We start from the raw sequence: 18,732 nt of genomic DNA on the forward strand, positions 1-18,732 counted from the left end.
AGACACACGAGCGCGACGAGCAATCCCTCCGTCGAGCGAACGCGTCTGCCCTCGTACACGTGGCAAACGCCTGAAGACGTGCCAGCCTTCAGGTATCTCTGATTTCCGTGCCCGGCGCACTCATTTGCCGCGATTCGCGCGCTACGCAGCGTCACGCCGAGTTGGCCCGGTTGCCGTCCGGACATGCCGAGATGCGTGCAGCCGATCAAGGTCCGGCGGGTCGGTGCCGTCCGCGGCGGCGTCAGGGGATGAGCCGGTCGAGCAGTTCGAACCGTTCGTACGGCTGGTTGTAGTCGCCGAAGTGCCCGTCGTCGCGCACGATCTGGGTGCCGCCGAGTCGCTCGAACATGGCGCGTCCCTGTCGGTCGTCGCAGCCGTACGGATCCTTGCGGGAGTTGATGAAGTAGATGTCCCGCACGTGCGACCGGATTGCGGCCCAGTCGTAGCCCTGCTGGAGGACCGGTTCCTCCTCCGTGTTGGGCCGGGTGCAGTAGCCGGCAACCAGGATTGCCTGGGCGACGGTTACGTCCATATGCTCCAGGAGCGCGAGCAGGAGGGCCGCGCCGCCGGAATGGCCCACGAGGACCGTGTCCTCGTCGAAGCTGTGCCCGTTCAGCACCTTCGGTAGGAACGTAGCGATCGGCTCGACGTTGATGCCCGGGTGATGCGGCACCTCGACGGCGTATCCCCGGGCCGCGAGCCGCCCTGCCAGCCAGGGATACCAGCATATGTCCGGGTTGCCGCCGGTCCCGTGGAAGATGATCGCTCTGCGCCCCATCATGCCCCCTTCGGATCGACGTCTTGATCAAACCACGTGATCCGCACGAGCGGCTCTCGGCGTGCTGACGCAAGTCAGGCGGAGTCGAGTCGCCCTCATGTGCCACCGATCGCGCGCGTTGGCTGCGGTGCCGACTTGGTCCCCGCCGATTGGGCGCGCACATCTAGCCGCGTTCCGCTCGGCCGTACGGAAGGTCATTCCGCTGCGCCCCGGCCGCGGCACTCAAGTCGGGCGCGGATGTCTCGGTCACCGTGCGCTTGGACGCCAAGGTCAAGACCGCGATCTCCTCGATCCCCGAGGACGCCTGGACCACGATCGAGTACACCGACGCCGACTACGACGAACAGACCAGTCGTTTCTCCCGCTCGATGTCACATCCGCGGCCCGGCCGGTGTCTCCATGGCATGACGACCTACCAACCGGTCGACACAGCCACCGACACAGGAGGAGACATGGAGCACACGACCCGCATCCCCCCGGCCGAGATTACCGGCGTCAAGGGAGCGCTGATCAAGCGGATGATCGAGAAGAAACTGGGCAAGGTGCCGACGGCGGTGGGCGTCTACTGGCACAACCCCAAGGTGCTGTTCGCCAGCTTCGGCCTCGGCGGCAAGCTGCAGAAGTGGGACGCCTGCGACGAGGGCCTGAAGTCGTTCGCCCACATGGCGGTCGCGTCGCTAGTCGGCTGCACGTGGTGCCTGGACTTCAACTACTTCGAGACCCGCAACAAGGGGCTCGACGTGGAGAAGGCGCGCGAGATCCCGCGGTGGCGGGAGGCGGACGTCTTCACCCCGCTGGAGCGGGACGTCCTGGAGTACGCCGAGGCGATGAGCCAGACACCGCCGACCGTGACCGACGAGCTGGTGGACCGGCTGCACGCCGAGCTGGGACCTCCCGCCGTGGTCGAGCTCACCTCGGTGATCGCATTCGCGAACATGAGCACGCGTGGCAACGTGGCGCTCGGCATCGAGTCCGACGGGTTCGCCGCCACGTGCGGCTTAAAGCCGCTGGCCGAGCGACCGGGAGTAGCGTCCGCGTCATGAGCGAGGACCCCTTTGTCGCCCACCGCAGCCTGCTGTTCACCGTCGCCTACGAGATGCTCGGCTCGGTCGCCGACGCCGAGGACGTGGTGCAGGAGACCTGGCTGCGGTGGGCAGCCTTGGTCGACGCCGAGCGCTGCGAGGTCCGGGACCCCCGGGCGTACCTCGTGCGGATCGTGACCCGGCTCTGCCTCAACCGGCTGCGCACGCTCGCGCGGCAGCGCGAGGAGTACGTGGGCGAGTGGCTGCCCGAGCCCGTGCTGACCAGCCCGGACGTCGCCGAGGACGTCGAGCTTGCGGAGAGCGTGTCGATCGCCATGCTGGCGGTACTCGAGACGCTGCTACCGACGGAGCGCGCGGTCTTCGTGCTCCGCGAGGTCTTCGACGTTGCCCTTGCCGAAAACCTCATCCGCACAGGTCAGGCGGCATGCTGGTACTCGTGGAGGATGCCGCCGAGCCGATCACGTCGGCGTATGTCGAGACGGGTGATCTTGTCTGGGTCGGCGATCGGCGCGGGTAGCGAGCGGAGCGGACGGGCGTTCGCGATGCCCTGGTGAGGCCGGTGCCCGTTGTAGAACTGTTCGAACGCGCGCAGGGCGTGCAGCAGGTGGCGCTGATTCCAGATCAAGGTCCTGTCGAGGAGCTCTTGCCTGCAGCTCTGCACCCACCGCTCCATGATCGAATTCATCCTTGGCATCCGGACGCCGCTGAGCACGACCTCCATCCCCGAGTCGTTGAGGACGGCGTCGAACAGCTCCGGGAACTTGCCGTCCCGGTCCCGGATCAGGAACCGCGCCACACAGTCGGCGTCCTCGAGGTCCATGACGAGGTTCTTCGCGGCCTGCACCACCCAGGCCGCTGTCGGGTGTGCGGTAGCGCCCAGGACCCGGATCCGGCGACTGCCGTGCTCAATCACCGCGAATACGTACATCCGTGCCCCGGTCAGGGTGACCGTCTCGAGAAAGTCGCACGCCAGCAGGGCGTCGGCCTGGGAACGCAGGAAGTCGGCCCAGGTGCTGCAGGTGCGCTCGGGTGCCGGGTCGATGCCTGCCTCCTTCAGGATCTCCCACACCGTGGAGGCGGCCACCTTCACCCCTAGGACCAGAAGCTCGCCGTGGATCCTGCGATACCCCAGCTGGGGTTCTCCCGCGCCAGGCGCAAGGCCAGGGCGCGGACGGAGCGCACGGTCCGCGGCCGGCCCGGGCGTTTCGGCCGGGAGCCGGCGGCTTGCCGACGGGCGACCAGGTCGCGCTGCCAGCGCAGCACCGTATCCGGACGGACCAGCAGCCGCAGCCGACGCAGCACGCCCTTCGGCAGGCGGTGCAGCAGCGCCGCGAGAAAGATCCGGTCGCTCGGGGTGAACCGCGCTCTCTCCATGCCCAGTTGACGCTGCAGGACAGCGAGTTGGTGACGCAGGGCAAGGATCTCCGCATCCTTCTCCCGATCACTCATCGGCAGCAAGCGCAGCACCGCGAACGCGTTCGACACGGTCAGGAAGGCGAGTCGCAGCAGCACGGTCGATCATCATGCCGCGGCGATCACCAAGCGCGCGAGGCCACAGCAGCTATAGCCAACCTCCCTGACCCCGCACACCAGCTTTCACCAGGGCGGATGAGGTTCTCGGCAAGGGCAAGGTCAACAGGGATTGCACCTCGGCTGATGTCCTCATCTGGCCGCAAGCTGCAGTTCGTCCTGAATGACGATCATGGACTCCCGGTCGACGTCGCCCCTCGGACACCAATCATTACCCGACGGTGTGCGCTGAGATCTACTTCAGCGCGCACCGTTTGCGTTTTGGTCTGGTAGGTGAGCCGGCGGCCCAGCTGTCGGTAGACCTCGGCTTTGTCGTCGGGGTCGGCGTCGCGCAACACGGTGGCGATGTCGCCGAGCGCTCGGACCAAGTCGGCGATCTGGGAGGGCGGCCCGGAGCTGCGCGGGCTTGTGTCACAGGCCGCGACAGTGGCCCGGGCTGCGGCCGCAACTGGCGTGAGTTGATCCACGGGCTGGGCGTCGGCCAGGGCGTGGTCGTTTGTTCGAGATGGTCCAGGGCGAACGCGGATGCCAGCCACGCGTCGAGCGGGTCGGTGAGGGCGTCCTCGCGGAGGTAGCAGCCGCTGCCGCTTGTCGTCACGTAGCCCGGAGCGGGCAGACGTCCAGCAGCGCCGGTCATGCTGTCCGCAACCGGACGACGAACCGGCACCCCTCGATCGTGTTGTGCACGTCGACCTTGCCACCGTGCGCCTCGACCAGCCCGTGCACGATCGCCAGGCCGAGTCCGCCGGCGCCGCCTGGGCTCTGCCCGGGGGAGCGAGCCGGCTCGCCGCGGAATGCCACGTCGAATAGTCGGGGCAGGTCGCTGGGGGAAATCCCGCCGCAGGTGTCGGCCACGGACAGCCACGCGGCATTCCGGTCATGCCCCGCCTCGATCCGCACGGTGCCGTCGTCCGGTGTGTAGCGCACGGCGTTGAGCAGCAGGTTGGCCACCACCCGCGCCAGTTCCGGCTCACTGGCTGCCACGGTGGGCCAGCCGGCTTCGGGGGCGACCAGACGGATGCGACGGGCGTCCGCCAGCGGCGCGGCGGCAGCCAGCGCGTCCGACACCACGTCCCTGAGGGGCACCGCTGCCAGCGACAGCCGCAACGCCCCCGCGTTGATCCGGGAGAGCTCGAACAGGTCATCGACGAGTCTCGTCATCCGGTCGGTCTCCACGCCGATCCGCCGGTGATACTCGGCAACCGTCGCCGGGTCCCGTACCACCTGGTCCTCCAGCGCCTCCGCCATTGCCCGCAGGCCGGCAAGTGGCGTACGCAGGTCGTGGGACACCCAGGCGACGAGGTCACGGCGGCCCTTTTCCAGTTGCCGTTCCCGGGCGCGAGCCTGGCCCGCCCAGACCGCCGCGCGCGCCAGCCGATGCCCGAAGTGCCCGCCGATGCCGAGGCTGACGACGGCGGCTGCGGCGACCGTGATCAGCACGACCTCGAGGTCGTGCCGGGACAGGAACATCGCCTTGGCGACGGCGGCGACGCCGCCCACGACAGCGAGCACGGTGACAGTGAGTAGTACGCAGAGGTGCACGGTGATCGAGCTGCGGCGCAGTAGCCGTAGCAGCAGCCCTCCGGCGAGGCCGACGACGAGTGCCGCGCCGAGGGCGAGCGCGAAGATCAGCGCAAGATCACGCATCGGTCGGCTCGTACCGGTAGCCAACGCCCCAGACCGTCACGATCCGCCGCGGGTTGGACGGGTCGCTCTCGATTTTTTCCCGCAGCCGTCGGACGTGCACGGTGACGGTCGACTGGTCGCCGAAGTTCCAGCCCCACACCTGCTCCAGCAGGTCGACGCGGGCGAACGCCTGCCTCGGGTGCCGCATCAGATGCGCGAGCAGGTCGAACTCGCGCAGCGTCAGGGACAGCTCCGTCGCACCCAACTGCGCCACCCGGGGACCGATCCGCACCACCAACCCGCCGTCGGTCAACACCTCCGACGGGCGCTCGGAGCGCGGCACGCCGCCGGTACGGCGCAGCACCGAGCGCACCCGAAGCACGAGTTCGCGCGGCGAGAACGGCTTGGTGAGGTAGTCGTCGGCGCCGAGTTCCAGGCCGAGGACCCGGTCGGTCTCGTCGTTACGCGCAGTCAGCATGATGATCGGTACGCCTTCCGGAGCGGACCGCAGCTCGCGGCAGACCTCCAGACCATTCACCGTTGGCAGCATCAGGTCGAGTACGACCAGATGCGGCGCCCGACGAGCGATGGCGGTGAGTGCGGCGGCGCCGTCACCCACGTGGCTGACCTCGTAGCCCGCGTGTTCGAGATAGCGGCAGACCACGTCGCTGACGGTCCGGTCGTCATCGACCACGAGCACCCGTTGCGTCATCGGCCGCTCCCAGATGCTCCCGGCCGCCTGCTGGTGTCCATCGCGGCCCAGCCTAATCAGCGGTTGGGGCGATGCCGACCGGCGAAGTCCTTGCGAGATGGTTACGGCTGGCCCCGTGGGCAGAGTGCTCTCCGGGCCCGTCGAACGCGCGGGCGGCTCAGCGGTGCGTCGTCGGCGGGGACGGCGACACGGTGAGCTCGGCAAACCAACGCCCACGGTGCTCGACGATCTCCCGCACGGACAGGCCGGCCCGGGAGGCGACGTGCTGGGCGGCCCGGGTGTCGAGCCGGGCCCAGCGGAACGCCGGGCCGAGGACCGAACGGCCCGGACGACGTGGTGCGGCGATCCGGGCGAGCCCCTGCCACAGCCCGGAGCCCGGCGGATCGAGTTCGACCAGCACCGTGCCGGCCGGGTCGAGCAGGGCGCGGCAGCGGCGGAGCAGCGCGACCGGGTCACCGCCGATGCCGACGTTCCCGTCGAGCAGGACGGCATGGGCCCATCGGCCCTCACCGGGCAGCGGGTCGAACAGGTCGCGGTGGATCGCCACGGCTCCTCGGGTCCGTGCGTTGGCGACCGCGTAGGCGCAGACGTCGACCCCGACCGCGGTGATCCCGGCGCGGGCGAGCGCCAGCGTGAACCGGCCCGGGCCGCACCCGAGATCGAGCGTCGGGCCGGTGCAGCGGGCCAACACCTCGGCTGTCGCCGGTTCGGCCGGCCCGTGCCAGCGACGAACCGGCAGCCGGCTGCGTGTGCCGTCCCCGTACACGAGCCAGTGGTCGTCCGTGTCCCGGGCGCGCAGCGTGGAGGCGAAACCGCCGCCGTTCGCGGAGACGGTGGAGATGGAACTCATCGGAGCCCGCCGGAATCCAAGGTGCGGTGGACAGCCGTGACCTGCCGCGCGAAGCGGCCACCGGCGATCGCTGCGGCCACCGCCAGCGCATCGGGCCACTCGTCCACGTCACGCAGCACCGGCAGCGGCACGGGCCGCAGTCCGCGTCGCACCAGCGCGGCCCGGGTACGCCGGCCGGTTTCAGGCGTGGACATCGGCACGGTCCGGAGCACGGACGCGTGTCGGGGGTCGCGTAGCCCCAACGCCCACCAACCGCCATCGGCCGCCTCGGCCAGGACCGCCTCCACGCTGGCGAGCTGGCGCACGGCGGCGGCCAGCCGATGTGCCGTGACCTGTGGGGTGTCCATGCCGATCTGGAGCACCGGTCGATCCGGAAAGGCCGCTGCCACGTCCGCGTGGGCGTTGGCCAGCCGCTCTCCCAACCCGGTCCCGCGCTGCGGGAGCACGGTCCAACCGGCGGTCGTCGCGGTCAGCCCGACGGCGTCCTCGCCGTCGGCCAGTCGGCCCGCGCACGCGAGCACCGGGGTCACCCCGGGGGTGGCGCGGACCGCGTCCAGGGTGTCCCGCAGCGCCCCGGCGGCGATCCGGGCCGCCTGCAGCGGAGTGGCGGGCGGGCAGAGTCGGGTCTTGACCGCACCCGGCACCGGCGCCTTGGCCACCACCAGCAGAACCGCGTTCGTGCCGTCCGAACTGCCGTCGGGGGGCGCGGAGCCGGGATCGCCGGCGGAGATCAACGGTTCACGTCCACGGTGCGCAGCACGGCCGCGAAGTCGCGGGTGGCGCGCAACGTGCCGCGTACCGAGCCGGAGACCTTCGACCGGGTGCTGGCGGCGCGGGCCGCGTACGTCACGTCGATCTCGCGGATGCGCCAGCCGGCCGCGGCCGCTCGGATCAGTAGTTCCAGCGGATAGCCGAACGCCCGATCGGCGACGCCCAGGGCGAGTAGCCCCTCGCGGCGGCCCACCCGGATCGGGCTCAGGTCGCGCAGGGGTATGCCCTGGTGCCGTAGGAGCGCCGCGACCAGGGCCGTACCGGCCCGTGCGTGCCACGGCCACACTCCGGCAGAGACGGGCCGGCGGCGACCGACCGCCAGGTCCGCCGTTCCGGTCGCGACCGGCGCGACCAGGGCGGGCAGTTCGGCCGGGTCGAAGGAGCCGTCGGCGTCGAGCACACAGACCAGCTCCGTCCCGGCGGCCTCCAGCCCGGTGTGAACGGCCGCGCCATAGCCCCGGCGAGGTTCGTGTACCACCTGTGCGCCGTGCTGGGTGGCGACCTCCGGCGAACCGTCCCGAGACCCGTTGTCCACCACGATCGCCCGGTAGCCGGGCGGTAGCGCGGCGAGCACCCGGGGGAGTGCGGCGGCCTCGTCCAGGCACGGCAACACGACGTCGATCGGGGTCGGCGCGGCAGCGTCGCGGTCGAACTGAGTTGGCATATCGGCGACGCTAGAACCTCTGCAGGCCGGCCGGGACCGGAAATTGATTACCGAACCCTTACTGCCGGAGCGGTTCTTACCGAACGGTGACGACCTCGTGGTTCGGCTGCCGCCGGGCCGGTTGTGGCCGTACCGTCCGATCGTCATGGACCGCGGTTCCGCTCTCGCCCCCGCCCCCGAACGGGCTCCCCTCCGCCGCCGACCCGCCGACCTTGTGCTGCTGGGCGTCGAGGCGGCGCTGCTCGTCGCCGCGGTGCTCCTCGGCCTGCTGCTCAACCGGCGTGGGGTGGGCCTGCGCGCCAGCGCGGCTCCGCTGTACGCGACCTGGCAGCCGCACATTGGCTGGGGCACCCCGATCGCGGTGCTGGTCGCCGCCGGTGTGATCGCTGCGGGACCGCGCTGGGCCAGGACGGCCCGGTGGGGCGTCCTGCTGGCCGTGGCCTGGCTCGGTGCGGTCGCCTGGACACTGTCGCTCGCCCTGGTGGACGGCTGGTCGGACGGCCTGACCCGCAGGCTGACCGCGCAGGCGGAATACCTGCACGAGGTGCCTCGGGTCACCGACATTCCATCGACGTTGGTCAGCTTCAGTGGCCGGATCCTCGACTTCCAGCCGGAGTCCTGGTCCACCCACACCGCCGGCCACCCGCCCGGCGCGCTGCTGCTCTTCGTCTGGCTCGAACGGGTGGGTCTGGGTGGCGGTACGGCCGCCGGACTGGCCTGCGTCCTGGTCGGAGCGACGGTGGCCGTGTCGGTACCCGTGACGTTGCGAGCGCTCGGCGCCGCCGACGCCGCGCGGGCCGTCGTGCCGTTCCTGGTGCTGCTGCCGGGTGCGGTCTGGATGGGCGCCTCCGCGGACGGGATCTTCGCCGGGGTGGTCGCGGTAGGCTTGGCTCTGCTGGTGGTACGGGGACCGCTCGCGGCGGCGGCCGGCGGCCTGCTGCTCGGTTTCGCGCTCTATTTGTCGTACGGTTTCGTGCTGGTCGGGCTGCTCGCGCTGGCCGTGATCGCGCTGCGACCGGCGCGCCGAATGGGCGCACTGTTCGCCGCGCTCGCCGGGGTTGCCGCGGTGGTGCTCGCGTTCACGGCCGCCGGCTTCTACTGGTGGGTGGGGTACCGGCTGGTGGTCGAGCGCTACTACCAGGGCTGGGCGGCCGAGCGCCCGTACGCCTACTGGGTCTGGGCGAATCTCGCGGCGCTGCTGCTCTCGACCGGCCCGGTGCTCGGGCCGGCGTTACGCCGGGCGGTGCTCGCCGCCGTCGCCGCGGTGCGCGCCCAGCTGGCCCCCGGGCATCGCGATCCGCGGGACCTCGCCTCGGCGGCATGCGCGGCCAGTCCAGCGGCGCTGCTTCCGCTGGTCGCCGCGCTGACCGTCGTCGGCGCGGATCTGTCCGGGCTCAGCAAGGCCGAGGTCGAGCGGATCTGGCTGCCGTTCACGGTCTGGCTGCTGGTGGCCGCGGCTCTGATGCCGGAGAAGACCCGTCGCTGGTGGTTGATAGGGCAGGCGGCGACCGCACTGGCGGTCAACCACCTGCTGTGGACCGTCTCGTGACCCGGCTTCGGCGGATCAGCCGCTGAGGGCGGCCGGCTCACGCAGCGGATCGGTGGCGAACGCGGTGATCCCCTCGGTGAAGCGCACCCGCGCGCTGTAGCCCAGCAACGCTGCCGCCCGCTGCGGGTCGGCCATCACGTGCCGCACGTCGGCCGCACGGGCGCCCCCGACCACCACGGGCGCCGGCCCGTCCATCGCCGACGCGAGCGCCGTGGCCAACTCGCCGACGGTGTGCGGCTCGCCGGAGCAGATGTTCACCGGCACCAGAGCATCGGGGGCCGGGGTGGCGAGAGCGAGCACGTTCGCCCGGGCTACGTCGGTGACGTGGACGAAGTCGCGCCGCTGCCGGCCGTCCTCGAGCACCCGGGGTGGCAGCCCGGTGGCCAGCGCGGAGCGGAAGATCGAAGCCACACCGGCGTACGGTGTGTCGCGCGGCATCCGGGGGCCGTAGACGTTGTGGTAGCGCAGCGCCCAGACCTCGCCGCCGATCTGCCGGGCCCACGCCGCGGCCAGATGTTCCTGGGCCAGCTTGCTGGCCGCGTACGTGCTGCGTGGCTCCAGCGGCGCGTCCTCAGGCACCAGCAGCGGGGTGAGCGGCTCGGCGCAGCGCGGGCAGGTCGGGTCGTACCGACCGTCCGCGACATCCGCGGCCCGGCGGGACGCGGGGCGAACGACACCGTGCTCGGCGCAGGCGTACCGCCCCTCGCCGTACACCACCATGGAACTGGCCAGGACCAGCCGGCGCACCCCGCTCCGGTACATCGCGGCGAGCAGCACGGCGGTGCCGAAGTCGTTGTGGCTGACATAGTCGGGGCCGTCGGACGGGTCGAGACCGTGCCCGACCATGGCCGCCTGGTGGCAGACCGCGTCCACGCCGGTCAGCAGCCGTTCGAGGAGCGCCGCGTCGCGTACGTCGCCCCGTATCACGTCGTGCCGGACGGACCAGTCGGGCAGTTCTCCCCGGTGCGCCTGCGGCAGCAGCGCGTCCAGCGCGACCACCTCGTGGCCCTCGGTCGCGAGCAGATCCGCGACCTGCGATCCGATGAACCCGGCCGCGCCGGTGACGAGTACGCGCATCCTGGTCACGCTAGGCCAACCGGTGCCCCGGGCGGGGTGCTTCCGGCCGCACGTCAGGACTCCGTAACAACCGGGTGCCCGGGTCACGCTCTCCGCGTCGGACCATCCCAGCCGGTAAGTGTTCCGTAAGGCGCGAATACGACCGAGTGGCGGCTGCATCTCCTAGCCTGCATCCCTAGGGGCGGCACGCGGACGTCCGCGTCACGGACGCCGCTCCAGCTCGACCGGGATGCGTTCCCCGAGGTGGCGAGGGAGAAAACCAGTGCCAGCCCGCACTCCCCGACGTTCCGGCCCCGAGGACCCTGGGCAGCCGGATGACGGACGCCGGCCCGGCCCGGCGGGCTCGCCCGGCGCCGCCTTCCCGGACCGGCTGTGGCGGGCGCTGGAGCAGCACCCGGCACCGGGCACCCGAGCCGTCCGGCGGGCATGGCGTAGCCCGCTGCGCGGCCCCTGGCTCACGTCCGTCTTCGGCGTAGTGCTGCTCGTCTCGCTCCCCGTGGTGATCATCACCGGGCTGCTCGACTATGCCGCCTACGGGCCGCAGTTCGGGCAAGCCTTTCCCCACGACGTGGGCTGGCTGCGGCTACCGCCGTTCGACTGGCCGACCCGCCCGTCCTGGCTGTTCCGTCTCACCCAGGGCCTGCACGTCGGCCTCGGCATCGTCCTGATCCCAGTGGTGCTCGCCAAGCTCTGGTCGGTGGTCCCCAAGTTGTTCGACTGGCCACCCGCCCGCTCGGCGGCCCAGGTGTTGGAGCGACTGTCCCTGCTGCTCCTGGTGGGCGGGATCCTTTTCCAGATCGTCACCGGCCTGCTCAACATGCAGTACTCGTACCTCTTCGGCTTCGACTTCTACACCGCGCACTATTTCGGTGCGTGGGTGTTCACCGTCGCGCTCGTCTCGCACGTCGCTCTGAAGCTGCCCCGGCTGGTCTCCGCGCTGCGGTCCCGCCCGGTCCGAGACGTCCTGCACACCTCCCGCGTCGCGACCCGGCCCGAACCGGCCGACCCGGACGGGCTGGTGCCCGCCCTTCCCGGACAGGCCACGTTGAGCCGGCGCGGCGCGGTAGCCCTGGTCGGCGGCGGCTCGCTGCTGCTGGCGGTGCTGACGGTCGGGCAGACTCTCGACGGCCCGCTTCGCCGCGCCGCCCTTCTGCTGCCGCGCGGGCGGAATCCCGGTGCGGGACCGAACGGTTTTCAGATCAACCGCACCGCCGCGGCGGCCGGCATCCGACCGGCGGACACCGGCCCGGAGTGGCAGCTGATGCTCACCGGGGTCGGTCGCACCGTCCAACTCGATCGCGCCGCCCTGTTGGCGATGGGCCAGCACACCGCCCGGCTGCCAATCGCCTGCGTCGAGGGCTGGTCGACTCTACAGACCTGGACCGGGGTACGGCTTCGCGACCTGGCCGTCCTCGCCGGCGTGACCGATCCCGCCTCGGCGCACGTCCAGTCGCTGGAATCCGCGGGCCTGTTCCGGCAGGCGACGCTGCAGTCCAACCAGGTTCTCGACCCCGATTCGCTGCTCGCGCTCCGGGTCAACGGCGCCGATCTGTCCGTCGACCACGGATATCCGGCGCGGGTCATCGTCCCGGCACTGCCCGGTGTCCACTGCACGAAGTGGGTGGCCCGAGTCGAGTTCCGGAGCCGCGGCGATGAGTGAGGCCGTCGCACGCCTACGAACCGGCTACGGCGCGGGTCTGAGGCACGCGCTGTTCATGATCTTGTGTCTCGCCGTCGCCGGCTGGGTCGTGCTGCGGCTGGCAGGAGAGGCGACGGCCGGCCGCATGCTGCTGTGGTTCGTGGGCGCGGTCGTGTCCCACGACCTGATCCTTTTCCCGAGCTACGCGACCGTGGACCGCGCACTGCGTAGGGCGGCCCGCGGCGGAGGCCGCGAGGTTGGACCGGCGCGAAGCAGCCTGCTGAACCACGTCCGAATACCGGCGCTCGCCGCCGGGGTGCTCTTCCTGGTCTTCCTTCCCGGAATCCTCGGCCTGAGCGAGGACACCTACCGAGCCGCGACCGGCCAGGACCGGTTTCCGTACCTCGCCCGCTGGCTGGCGATCAGCGGCGGGCTGTTCCTGATCAGCGCGACGGTGTGGGTGATCAGGTGGGCCCGGTGGCGGCAACGCTCCGGGCCGCCGGGTGCATTGGGGCCAGGGTGACCTGGCGGTCTCGGCATCCGTCACCACCGGCGTCACGCCGCACTACAACAGCCGTCCTACCCGCAGGCAGAACAGAGAAAGGTTGGCGGTGGAACCGTTCGCCGAAATCGCGGTCATCGGGGGCTCCGGGCTCTACGCCCTGCTCGATGGGGCCGTCGAGCACACAGTCTCCACCCCGTACGGGCCGCCCTCCGATCCGATCACGGTGGCCGAGGTGTCCGGCCGCTCGGTGGCGTTCCTGCCGCGGCACGGGCGGGACCACCGGCTTCCGCCGCAGCGGATCCCCTACCGAGCCAATCTCTGGGCGCTGCGCTCGATCGGTGTACGCCAGATTCTCGCCCCGTGCGCGGTCGGCAGCCTCCGGCCCGACCTCGGACCGGGCACGCTCGTCGTGCCCGACCAGCTGATCGATTGCACCAGCGGCCGCATCCAGACCTACTACGACGAAGGCGCGGTACACGTCTCCTTCGCCGACCCGTACTGTCCCGCCGGGCGCACGTCGGTGCTGACGGCGGCGCGGCGGCACGACATGGCCGCGCACGACGGAGGCACGATGGTCGTCGTGGAGGGGCCGCGCTTCTCCACCCGGGCGGAATCCCAGTGGTACGCCGGCCTCGGCGGTTCGATCATCAACATGACCGGGCACCCGGAAGCGGTTCTCGCTCGGGAGTTGGCGCTGTGTTACAGCGCGATCGCGCTGGTCACCGACTTTGACGCCGGGGTCGCTGGCGGCGACGCCGTGACCCAGGAGGAGGTGTTCCGGGTCTTCGGCGAGAACACGGCCCGGCTGCGTACCCTGCTGCTCTCCGTTGCCGAACGGCTGCCCGAGCAGCGGGACTGCCTCTGCCTCCGCGCACTTGACGGCATCACGCTCCCATTCCCGCTGCCCGACCCGCAGATCCGGAACCTCGCCACGGCTGCGGGGTCGTGCCGGGGTTCCGGCCGGCCGTGACAGCCGGCCCCGGCGTTGACATTGCCGGCGGCAGCCGTGTCCGCGCCTGACGCCCTCGGCGGCATACCGAGCCAGCCAATTGTCGATCGTCTGCCGCTACACCCCATACCGGGCGGCGACCTCAGTCTTCGGAGTGCCGCCCAGGCACTTCATCACCGCGTGAATTCGCTGCTCCATGACGCTCAACCCCGCGAGTCAACCAACGAGGGTGGAGGCGCTGAGCAGGCCAATGACGCCGGTCCGGTCCTGAACAGTCATTCTCCCTACACCTCTCGTTAGCCTGGCATGTCTATGTTCCGTTGGCCGGGGGCCCACCCGGACCAGCGCAGACCAACCGGAAGCTGAGCACCATGAACGCGATTCTCGTCAAGATAGTCGTTGAGATCCTCGCCGCCGCGGCAGCGGCGCTTATTGCGACACTCGCCCAACGCTGGCTGCGCGCGATCTGACGCTCGACCGTGAGCGCGGGTGATTCGCGGCGGATTGCAGCGGCACGAGGGGTAACCAGGCTCACCGGTGACCGGCTCGACGGAATCGGACCGCTGATCGCCCCGGCACGCGACTTCCGCTGACGCTTCGAAGGGGTTTGTGGACGACCGGCTCAGCCGGCCATGCTCGCGAGCGCGGCACCGGCGCTGCCGAGCAGCCCGATCAGCACGATCCGTCGGAACACCACGGGGTCGATGCGGTGGAACAGTCGGTTTCCCAGCCACCAGCCCAGCGGCACCGCGGGGAGCGCCACGAGGGAGATCCGCACCACATCGGCGTGTATCTGACCGGCCAGCAGGAACCCCGTCAGCCCTATCAGACTGGTGCCCGAGAAGGTCGCCGCCAGGGTGGCCCGGAAGGTGCGCGGGTCGTAGCCGAGCGACTGGAACGCGGCGACCAGCGGCGGCCCGTTCGTCCCGGTGGCGGCGGTTAGCACCCCGACGAGGATGCCGATGGCCCCGAGACCGATCCGTCCGGTGCGGATCCGTGCCCTGGACCAGACCAGTGCGGCGCAGCCGAGCACCACGACCGCGATCAGCGCGCTCAACAGCCGCTCCGGAGCGAGCGCGAGAACCAGCAGGCCGGCCGGCAGGCCGAGCAGGGCGGTGGCGGTGAGTGCCGCCGCGACCCGCCACCGGGCGTGGGCGCGTTCCCGGATGGCCGCGGTGACGGTCAGCCCGACGCCGGTCAGCGCCGACACCACCACGGCGGCGCGCGGGTCGACGGCGGCGGTCAGCAACGGCACGGTCACCAGCGCGTACCCGAAGCCGCTGACCGCCTGGGCGAAGGCGCCGAGCAGCACGATGCCGAACGCGCTGAGCAGGATCACCACCTGCTGAGACTGACGCACCGGACGGCGGGCGGACAACCGGCCGGCCCGGAGATCCCCGACACACGACCAGCGGCCGGCAATGCTCATGAGTCTGCCGTTCAGGCCGGACGGCGGCATCGCGGGGTCCCTACTACGCGGGGAACAGCCGTACCCGGTTACACCTGTGCGGGCTGAGTAGCCACGCGAGTATTCAAGGCGGTGCACCGGCCGAGACACCCCCGCATTTGTAGCGGAGGAGCAGGTCGGGCGGCTGTGTCGGTGCCTGGGGTCAAGGAGTCACGGGTTGACGTCCAATAGGAGCATCGAGATTGCTGTGGGACGTACGTCCCCCATCGTCCCCTACGAGGAGAGCGTCGATCTCCAGCCGATCGACGCGTACCGAACGGAGCTGCAGGTGTCGTACGGCCGCGCGGCGGACCACCAGGCGCCCGATTGCCATCGCACCGACGGCGACGGAACCCAGGGCCAGCGCGCCGACGGCCAGGGCGCCGAGACTGACGACGCCGACCGCCGATGCACCCCCGGCAGCCGCGCCGGTGGCGGCGGCGCCAGCGCGCCGGTGCCAACGCGGGACCGGCGAACCGCAGCGCCCACATGTCGTCATGACCTCATCATGGGCCACGGCGACCAGGTCAGTTGGTACTTCTCCGCCGCTAGCCGCCGCGGAGGCCGCCAGGTCCCCGCCCGGCAGCTACGGCGCGTCGCCCCGCACGGACCGGTCGGCGGCGCGACGGAGGCGGTCGTGCCGGGAGGGTTCCTCGCGGGAGGGCATCCGCTGCCGGACGGGGTCCACCGGCCGGGCCGGGACGCGCGGGGCCTGCCCGCTCTCCGTCAGCAGGTCCTCCGTCTCCTGGACCAGGTAGTGCGGCCGGCATTTGGTCTCGTAGTAGATCCGGCCGATGTACTCCCCGACGACGCCGAGGATCATCATCTGGATCCCGCCGAGACCGATCACGCTGACGATGATGGTGGTGTAGCCGGGGACGTCGATGCCCTTCTCCACGGCGTCGGCGACCACCCAGATCATGTATCCCAGCGCGATCAGGGTGAGGAACAGGCCGCCGTAGATGGCCAGTCGCAGCGGCCGGTTGTTGAACGACAGGAGACCGTCGAACCCGTAGTTGAAGAGCTTGCCGAACGTCCACCGACTCCGACCGGCCCGACGTGTCTCGTTGCGGTGCGCGACCACGACCGTCCGGAACCCGATCCAGGAGAACAGTCCCTTGGAGAACCGGTTGTACTCGGGCATGGCCAGCACGGCGTCCACCGCGAGCCGGGACAGCAGCCGGAAGTCGCCCGCGCCGTCCAGCAGCCGTACGTCGATCCACCAGTTGACCATCCGGTAGAAGGACCGCGAGGCGAGCATCCGCAGGAACCGGTCACCATGCCGGTCCCGGCGGGCGATCACCTGGTCGAACCCCTGGCGGTACAGCGCCACCATGTCGGGCAGCAGTCGCGGCGGGTGCTGCAGGTCGGCGTCCATGATGACCACGGCGTCCCCGGTGGCGCGCTCCAGGCCGGCCAGCATCGCCGCCTCCTTGCCGAAGTTCCGGCTCAGCGACGTGTACCGCACCGACGGGTCGCCGGCGGCCAGCCGGCGCAGCGCCACGAGGGTGCCGTCCGCGCTTCCGTCGTCGACGTAGACCACCTCGACATCGACGTCGGACAGCTCGGCCAGCGCGGCGGTCACCGCCCGGTGCAGCCCTTCCACCGACGCTTCCTCGTTGAAGCAGGGCACCACTACCGACAGCCGCACGTCGTCACCCCGCCCGGCCCGTAACCGGGGAGCCGTCACCCGAGGTGGTAGACCAGCACACCATCGAGCTCCTCCCGCGTGATGCCCAGTCCGTCGACCGGCCGGGCCGCCATGCCCTCCCACGGCGTCCCGACGGCCCGGTCGGGCATGACCACGACCGACCGGATCCCGATGCCGCGCAGGTAGGCCACGCTGCCGGAATCGGGGAAGGAAGCCGCCGCCGCCCTGGTCTGCGCCAATGTGGCGGGCTCGAAGCCGGCCAGCCCGTTCGCCACCCGGGGGAACCCGTCCGTCGTCCACAGCATGTAGTGCAGATCGTTCGTGCCGCCGATCGGCAGCAGCAGGACGGGCTCCTGCGCCACCCGCATCGCGGCCGGTGGCCGCGGCACCACCAGGTGCGGCGTGCGGTTGACCCCCTCCAACCCGACCAGGGCCAGCGGTATCACCAGAACCGCCGGCGCCAGCAGCCGCGTGCGCCTCCGGGTGGGGGACCGTCCCACCGACTCGGCGACCGCCGTCACCAGCCCGGCCGCCAGCACCGCCAGCAGCAGGCTGGTCCAGTGCATCATCCGGCCCGGCGTCCGCAGCGCGTCCCAGCCGGGCAGGTGCCGGGACAGCGTGAGGTAGCCGGGGTCACCATCGCCACCCAGCGTCGCGCCGAGGCCCAGCAGCACCGTTCCGAGGACGCCCAGCCCCAACGCGACCCGGTACCGGACCGGATACACCGAGACGAACAGCCCCGCCATGGCCATCCCGATCAGGGCCATCCCGGGCAGCAACGCCATCTCCGGGGGCCAGGACAGCTGTTCCCGGGCCGCCGCGTGCGGTTCACCCCACAACCAGGAGTCCGCCGGGGCGGTGACGAAGCCGATCAGCGGCGGCGAGAACATCTCCGTCCAGTCCAGGGACCGCACGGCCTGCGGATTGAGGTCGGCGACCCGCAGGTAGACCAGCCCCAGGAGCAGCGTCACCGCGCCGAAGACGAGCCCACCGGCCAGGTCGGCCAGCAGCAACCGGCGGCCGAACGGGACTCTCGCCCGCTGCCGCCACCACGACCAGCTGTAGCAGACGAAGGCCACCAGCACCGCGGCGAGCAGGAAGTAGACCAGTGGCAGCCCGATGCCGAAGCCCAGGCTGACCTGCCAGGCGGCGACGATCCACCCGGCCAACGCCCACCCGGGTCGGCGTCGCTCCGGCCGGTACCCGTGCCGCAACGACCAGCCATGCCCGCGTGCCAGCATCGCCAGGGACAACGCGATCCCACCGCTGGAGAGGATGTTCAGGTGACCCGCGTGCGCCAGCCGCCACGGCCCGTACGCCCACGCGAGCCCGGCGACCGCGCCGCCCCACCGGCCCGCCCCGAGCTGCCGGACCAACGCGTACGCCCCGACGAACGCCAACGCGTGTACCAGCACGTACATGACGTTGTAGTGGACCAGGGCGGTCTCGAAGCCCGAGCCGAGCGCGCCAATCGGGGCGTATCCGAGGAGGGTGTCGCTGTAGGCGAACGTGTACCTCTCCGGGTAGAAGGTGTTCGAGTGCCAGAGGTCGAGGGGCTGGCTCACCAGGGAGTGGCCCGACCAGGCGATCTGCCACGCCTGCAACGTCGGGTCGCCGAGGTCGCCGGGCACCGTGCTCGCCGGATGCCGCATCGTGGGCCAGGTCAGCACCACCGCGAGCAGCAGGCCACCGACCACCGCGCCGGTCCATTCGTGGCGTAACCAGCGCCACCGGGCCCAGCGGTCAGGGGCCGGGGCGGCGGGGGCCGGGCTGTGGCCGTCGCTCGCGGCGACCGGCGGGCCGTCGGCGGCTCGGGTAGACACAAATATGCATGATCCTCGATGCTGGTCGCGTTGTCGACGGGCGGCCCGAAGCGTGGACTCGCCGAATGATCATCCCGAATTGGTGATCCGGGCGATGACAACGGCTTCGCGGACCGCG

At 71.1% G+C, this 18,732-nt stretch carries 16 protein-coding genes and 3 pseudogenes; 7 read left to right on the forward strand and 12 right to left on the reverse strand.

Annotation, left to right across the window (positions count from 1 at the left end; genetic code table 11):
• Nucleotides 1–241 precede the first annotated feature (241 nt).
• Entirely contained in the window at nt 242–778 is a 537-nt protein-coding gene (locus ACWD6N_RS31150; protein WP_387329973.1) for an alpha/beta fold hydrolase, read from the reverse strand.
• Between the two features lie 212 nt (nt 779–990).
• Here ACWD6N_RS31150 and ACWD6N_RS31155 point away from each other — a divergent pair.
• The 3 genes and pseudogenes from ACWD6N_RS31155 to ACWD6N_RS31165 form a co-directional block, all read left to right on the forward strand.
• Nucleotides 991–1,170: pseudogene (locus ACWD6N_RS31155) on the forward strand (IS1380 family transposase); the annotation flags it as partial.
• Between the two features lie 60 nt (nt 1,171–1,230).
• A complete protein-coding gene (locus ACWD6N_RS31160) occupies nt 1,231–1,821 on the forward strand; it encodes a carboxymuconolactone decarboxylase family protein (RefSeq protein WP_354968204.1) in 591 nt (196 codons plus the stop codon).
• Nucleotides 1,818–2,375 carry a sigma-70 family RNA polymerase sigma factor gene (locus ACWD6N_RS31165; RefSeq protein WP_387329975.1) on the forward strand — a complete coding sequence of 186 codons (558 nt, stop codon included), beginning with the start codon at nt 1,818–1,820 and terminating at the stop codon, nt 2,373–2,375. Before ACWD6N_RS31160 ends, ACWD6N_RS31165 begins: the two co-directional genes overlap by 4 nt.
• 32 nt (nt 2,376–2,407) lie before the next feature.
• On the opposite strand, the pseudogene ACWD6N_RS31170 reads toward ACWD6N_RS31165, so the two are convergent.
• From ACWD6N_RS31170 to ACWD6N_RS31200, 7 genes and pseudogenes are all read right to left on the reverse strand, one after another.
• Nucleotides 2,408–2,749, reverse strand: a pseudogene (locus ACWD6N_RS31170) (integrase core domain-containing protein); the annotation flags it as partial.
• A 164-nt stretch (nt 2,750–2,913) separates the two neighbouring features.
• Nucleotides 2,914–3,333, reverse strand: a complete 420-nt coding sequence (locus tag ACWD6N_RS31175) for a hypothetical protein (RefSeq protein ID WP_354968202.1) — start codon at nt 3,331–3,333, stop codon at nt 2,914–2,916.
• A 651-nt stretch (nt 3,334–3,984) separates the two neighbouring features.
• On the reverse strand, nt 3,985–4,998 hold the full coding sequence (locus tag ACWD6N_RS31180) for a sensor histidine kinase (protein ID WP_354968201.1): 1,014 nt from the start codon (nt 4,996–4,998) through the stop codon (nt 3,985–3,987).
• Nucleotides 4,991–5,689, reverse strand: coding sequence for a response regulator transcription factor (locus tag ACWD6N_RS31185; RefSeq protein ID WP_354968200.1), 699 nt, complete (start codon nt 5,687–5,689; stop codon nt 4,991–4,993). The genes ACWD6N_RS31180 and ACWD6N_RS31185 overlap by 8 nt, the downstream gene beginning before the upstream one ends.
• A gap of 157 nt (nt 5,690–5,846) precedes the next feature.
• Entirely contained in the window at nt 5,847–6,539 is a 693-nt protein-coding gene (locus ACWD6N_RS31190) for a class I SAM-dependent methyltransferase (protein WP_354968199.1), read from the reverse strand.
• Complete coding sequence (locus tag ACWD6N_RS31195) at nt 6,536–7,270, reverse strand: TIGR04282 family arsenosugar biosynthesis glycosyltransferase (RefSeq protein ID WP_354968223.1); 735 nt, start codon at nt 7,268–7,270, stop codon at nt 6,536–6,538. The genes ACWD6N_RS31190 and ACWD6N_RS31195 overlap by 4 nt, the downstream gene beginning before the upstream one ends.
• Nucleotides 7,270–7,974, reverse strand: a complete 705-nt coding sequence (locus tag ACWD6N_RS31200; protein WP_387329977.1) for a glycosyltransferase family 2 protein — start codon at nt 7,972–7,974, stop codon at nt 7,270–7,272. Before ACWD6N_RS31200 ends, ACWD6N_RS31195 begins: the two co-directional genes overlap by 1 nt.
• A 145-nt stretch (nt 7,975–8,119) precedes the next feature.
• Here ACWD6N_RS31200 and ACWD6N_RS31205 point away from each other — a divergent pair, with 145 nt between their 5' ends.
• Entirely contained in the window at nt 8,120–9,523 is a 1,404-nt protein-coding gene (locus tag ACWD6N_RS31205) for a hypothetical protein (protein WP_450005698.1), read from the forward strand.
• Nucleotides 9,524–9,538: 15 nt separating this feature from the next.
• On the opposite strand, the gene ACWD6N_RS31210 is transcribed toward ACWD6N_RS31205, so the two are convergent.
• Nucleotides 9,539–10,600, reverse strand: coding sequence for an NAD-dependent epimerase/dehydratase family protein (locus ACWD6N_RS31210; RefSeq protein ID WP_354968196.1), 1,062 nt, complete (start codon nt 10,598–10,600; stop codon nt 9,539–9,541).
• A gap of 262 nt (nt 10,601–10,862) precedes the next feature.
• Between ACWD6N_RS31210 and ACWD6N_RS31215 the strand changes: the two genes are divergently transcribed.
• From ACWD6N_RS31215 to ACWD6N_RS31225, 3 genes and pseudogenes are all read left to right on the forward strand, one after another.
• Nucleotides 10,863–12,260 (forward strand): molybdopterin-dependent oxidoreductase, encoded by a 1,398-nt coding sequence (locus tag ACWD6N_RS31215; RefSeq protein ID WP_387329983.1) that lies wholly within the window; start codon nt 10,863–10,865, stop codon nt 12,258–12,260.
• Nucleotides 12,253–12,762 (forward strand): hypothetical protein, encoded by a 510-nt coding sequence (locus ACWD6N_RS31220; protein ID WP_354968195.1) that lies wholly within the window; start codon nt 12,253–12,255, stop codon nt 12,760–12,762. Before ACWD6N_RS31215 ends, ACWD6N_RS31220 begins: the two co-directional genes overlap by 8 nt.
• A gap of 88 nt (nt 12,763–12,850) precedes the next feature.
• Nucleotides 12,851–13,651, forward strand: a pseudogene (locus ACWD6N_RS31225) (S-methyl-5'-thioadenosine phosphorylase); the annotation flags it as partial.
• A 664-nt stretch (nt 13,652–14,315) separates the two neighbouring features.
• Here ACWD6N_RS31225 and ACWD6N_RS31230 read toward each other — a convergent pair.
• From ACWD6N_RS31230 to ACWD6N_RS31240, 3 genes are all read right to left on the reverse strand, one after another.
• A complete protein-coding gene (locus ACWD6N_RS31230; protein ID WP_354968194.1) occupies nt 14,316–15,035 on the reverse strand; it encodes a sulfite exporter TauE/SafE family protein in 720 nt (239 codons plus the stop codon).
• 691 nt (nt 15,036–15,726) lie between these two features.
• Nucleotides 15,727–16,791 (reverse strand): glycosyltransferase family 2 protein, encoded by a 1,065-nt coding sequence (locus ACWD6N_RS31235; protein WP_354968193.1) that lies wholly within the window; start codon nt 16,789–16,791, stop codon nt 15,727–15,729.
• Nucleotides 16,792–16,826: 35 nt separating this feature from the next.
• Nucleotides 16,827–18,614 (reverse strand): hypothetical protein, encoded by a 1,788-nt coding sequence (locus tag ACWD6N_RS31240; RefSeq protein WP_387329987.1) that lies wholly within the window; start codon nt 18,612–18,614, stop codon nt 16,827–16,829.
• Between the last annotated feature and the right edge of the window lie 118 nt (nt 18,615–18,732).

The organism is Micromonospora sp. NPDC005163 (assembly GCF_053599835.1).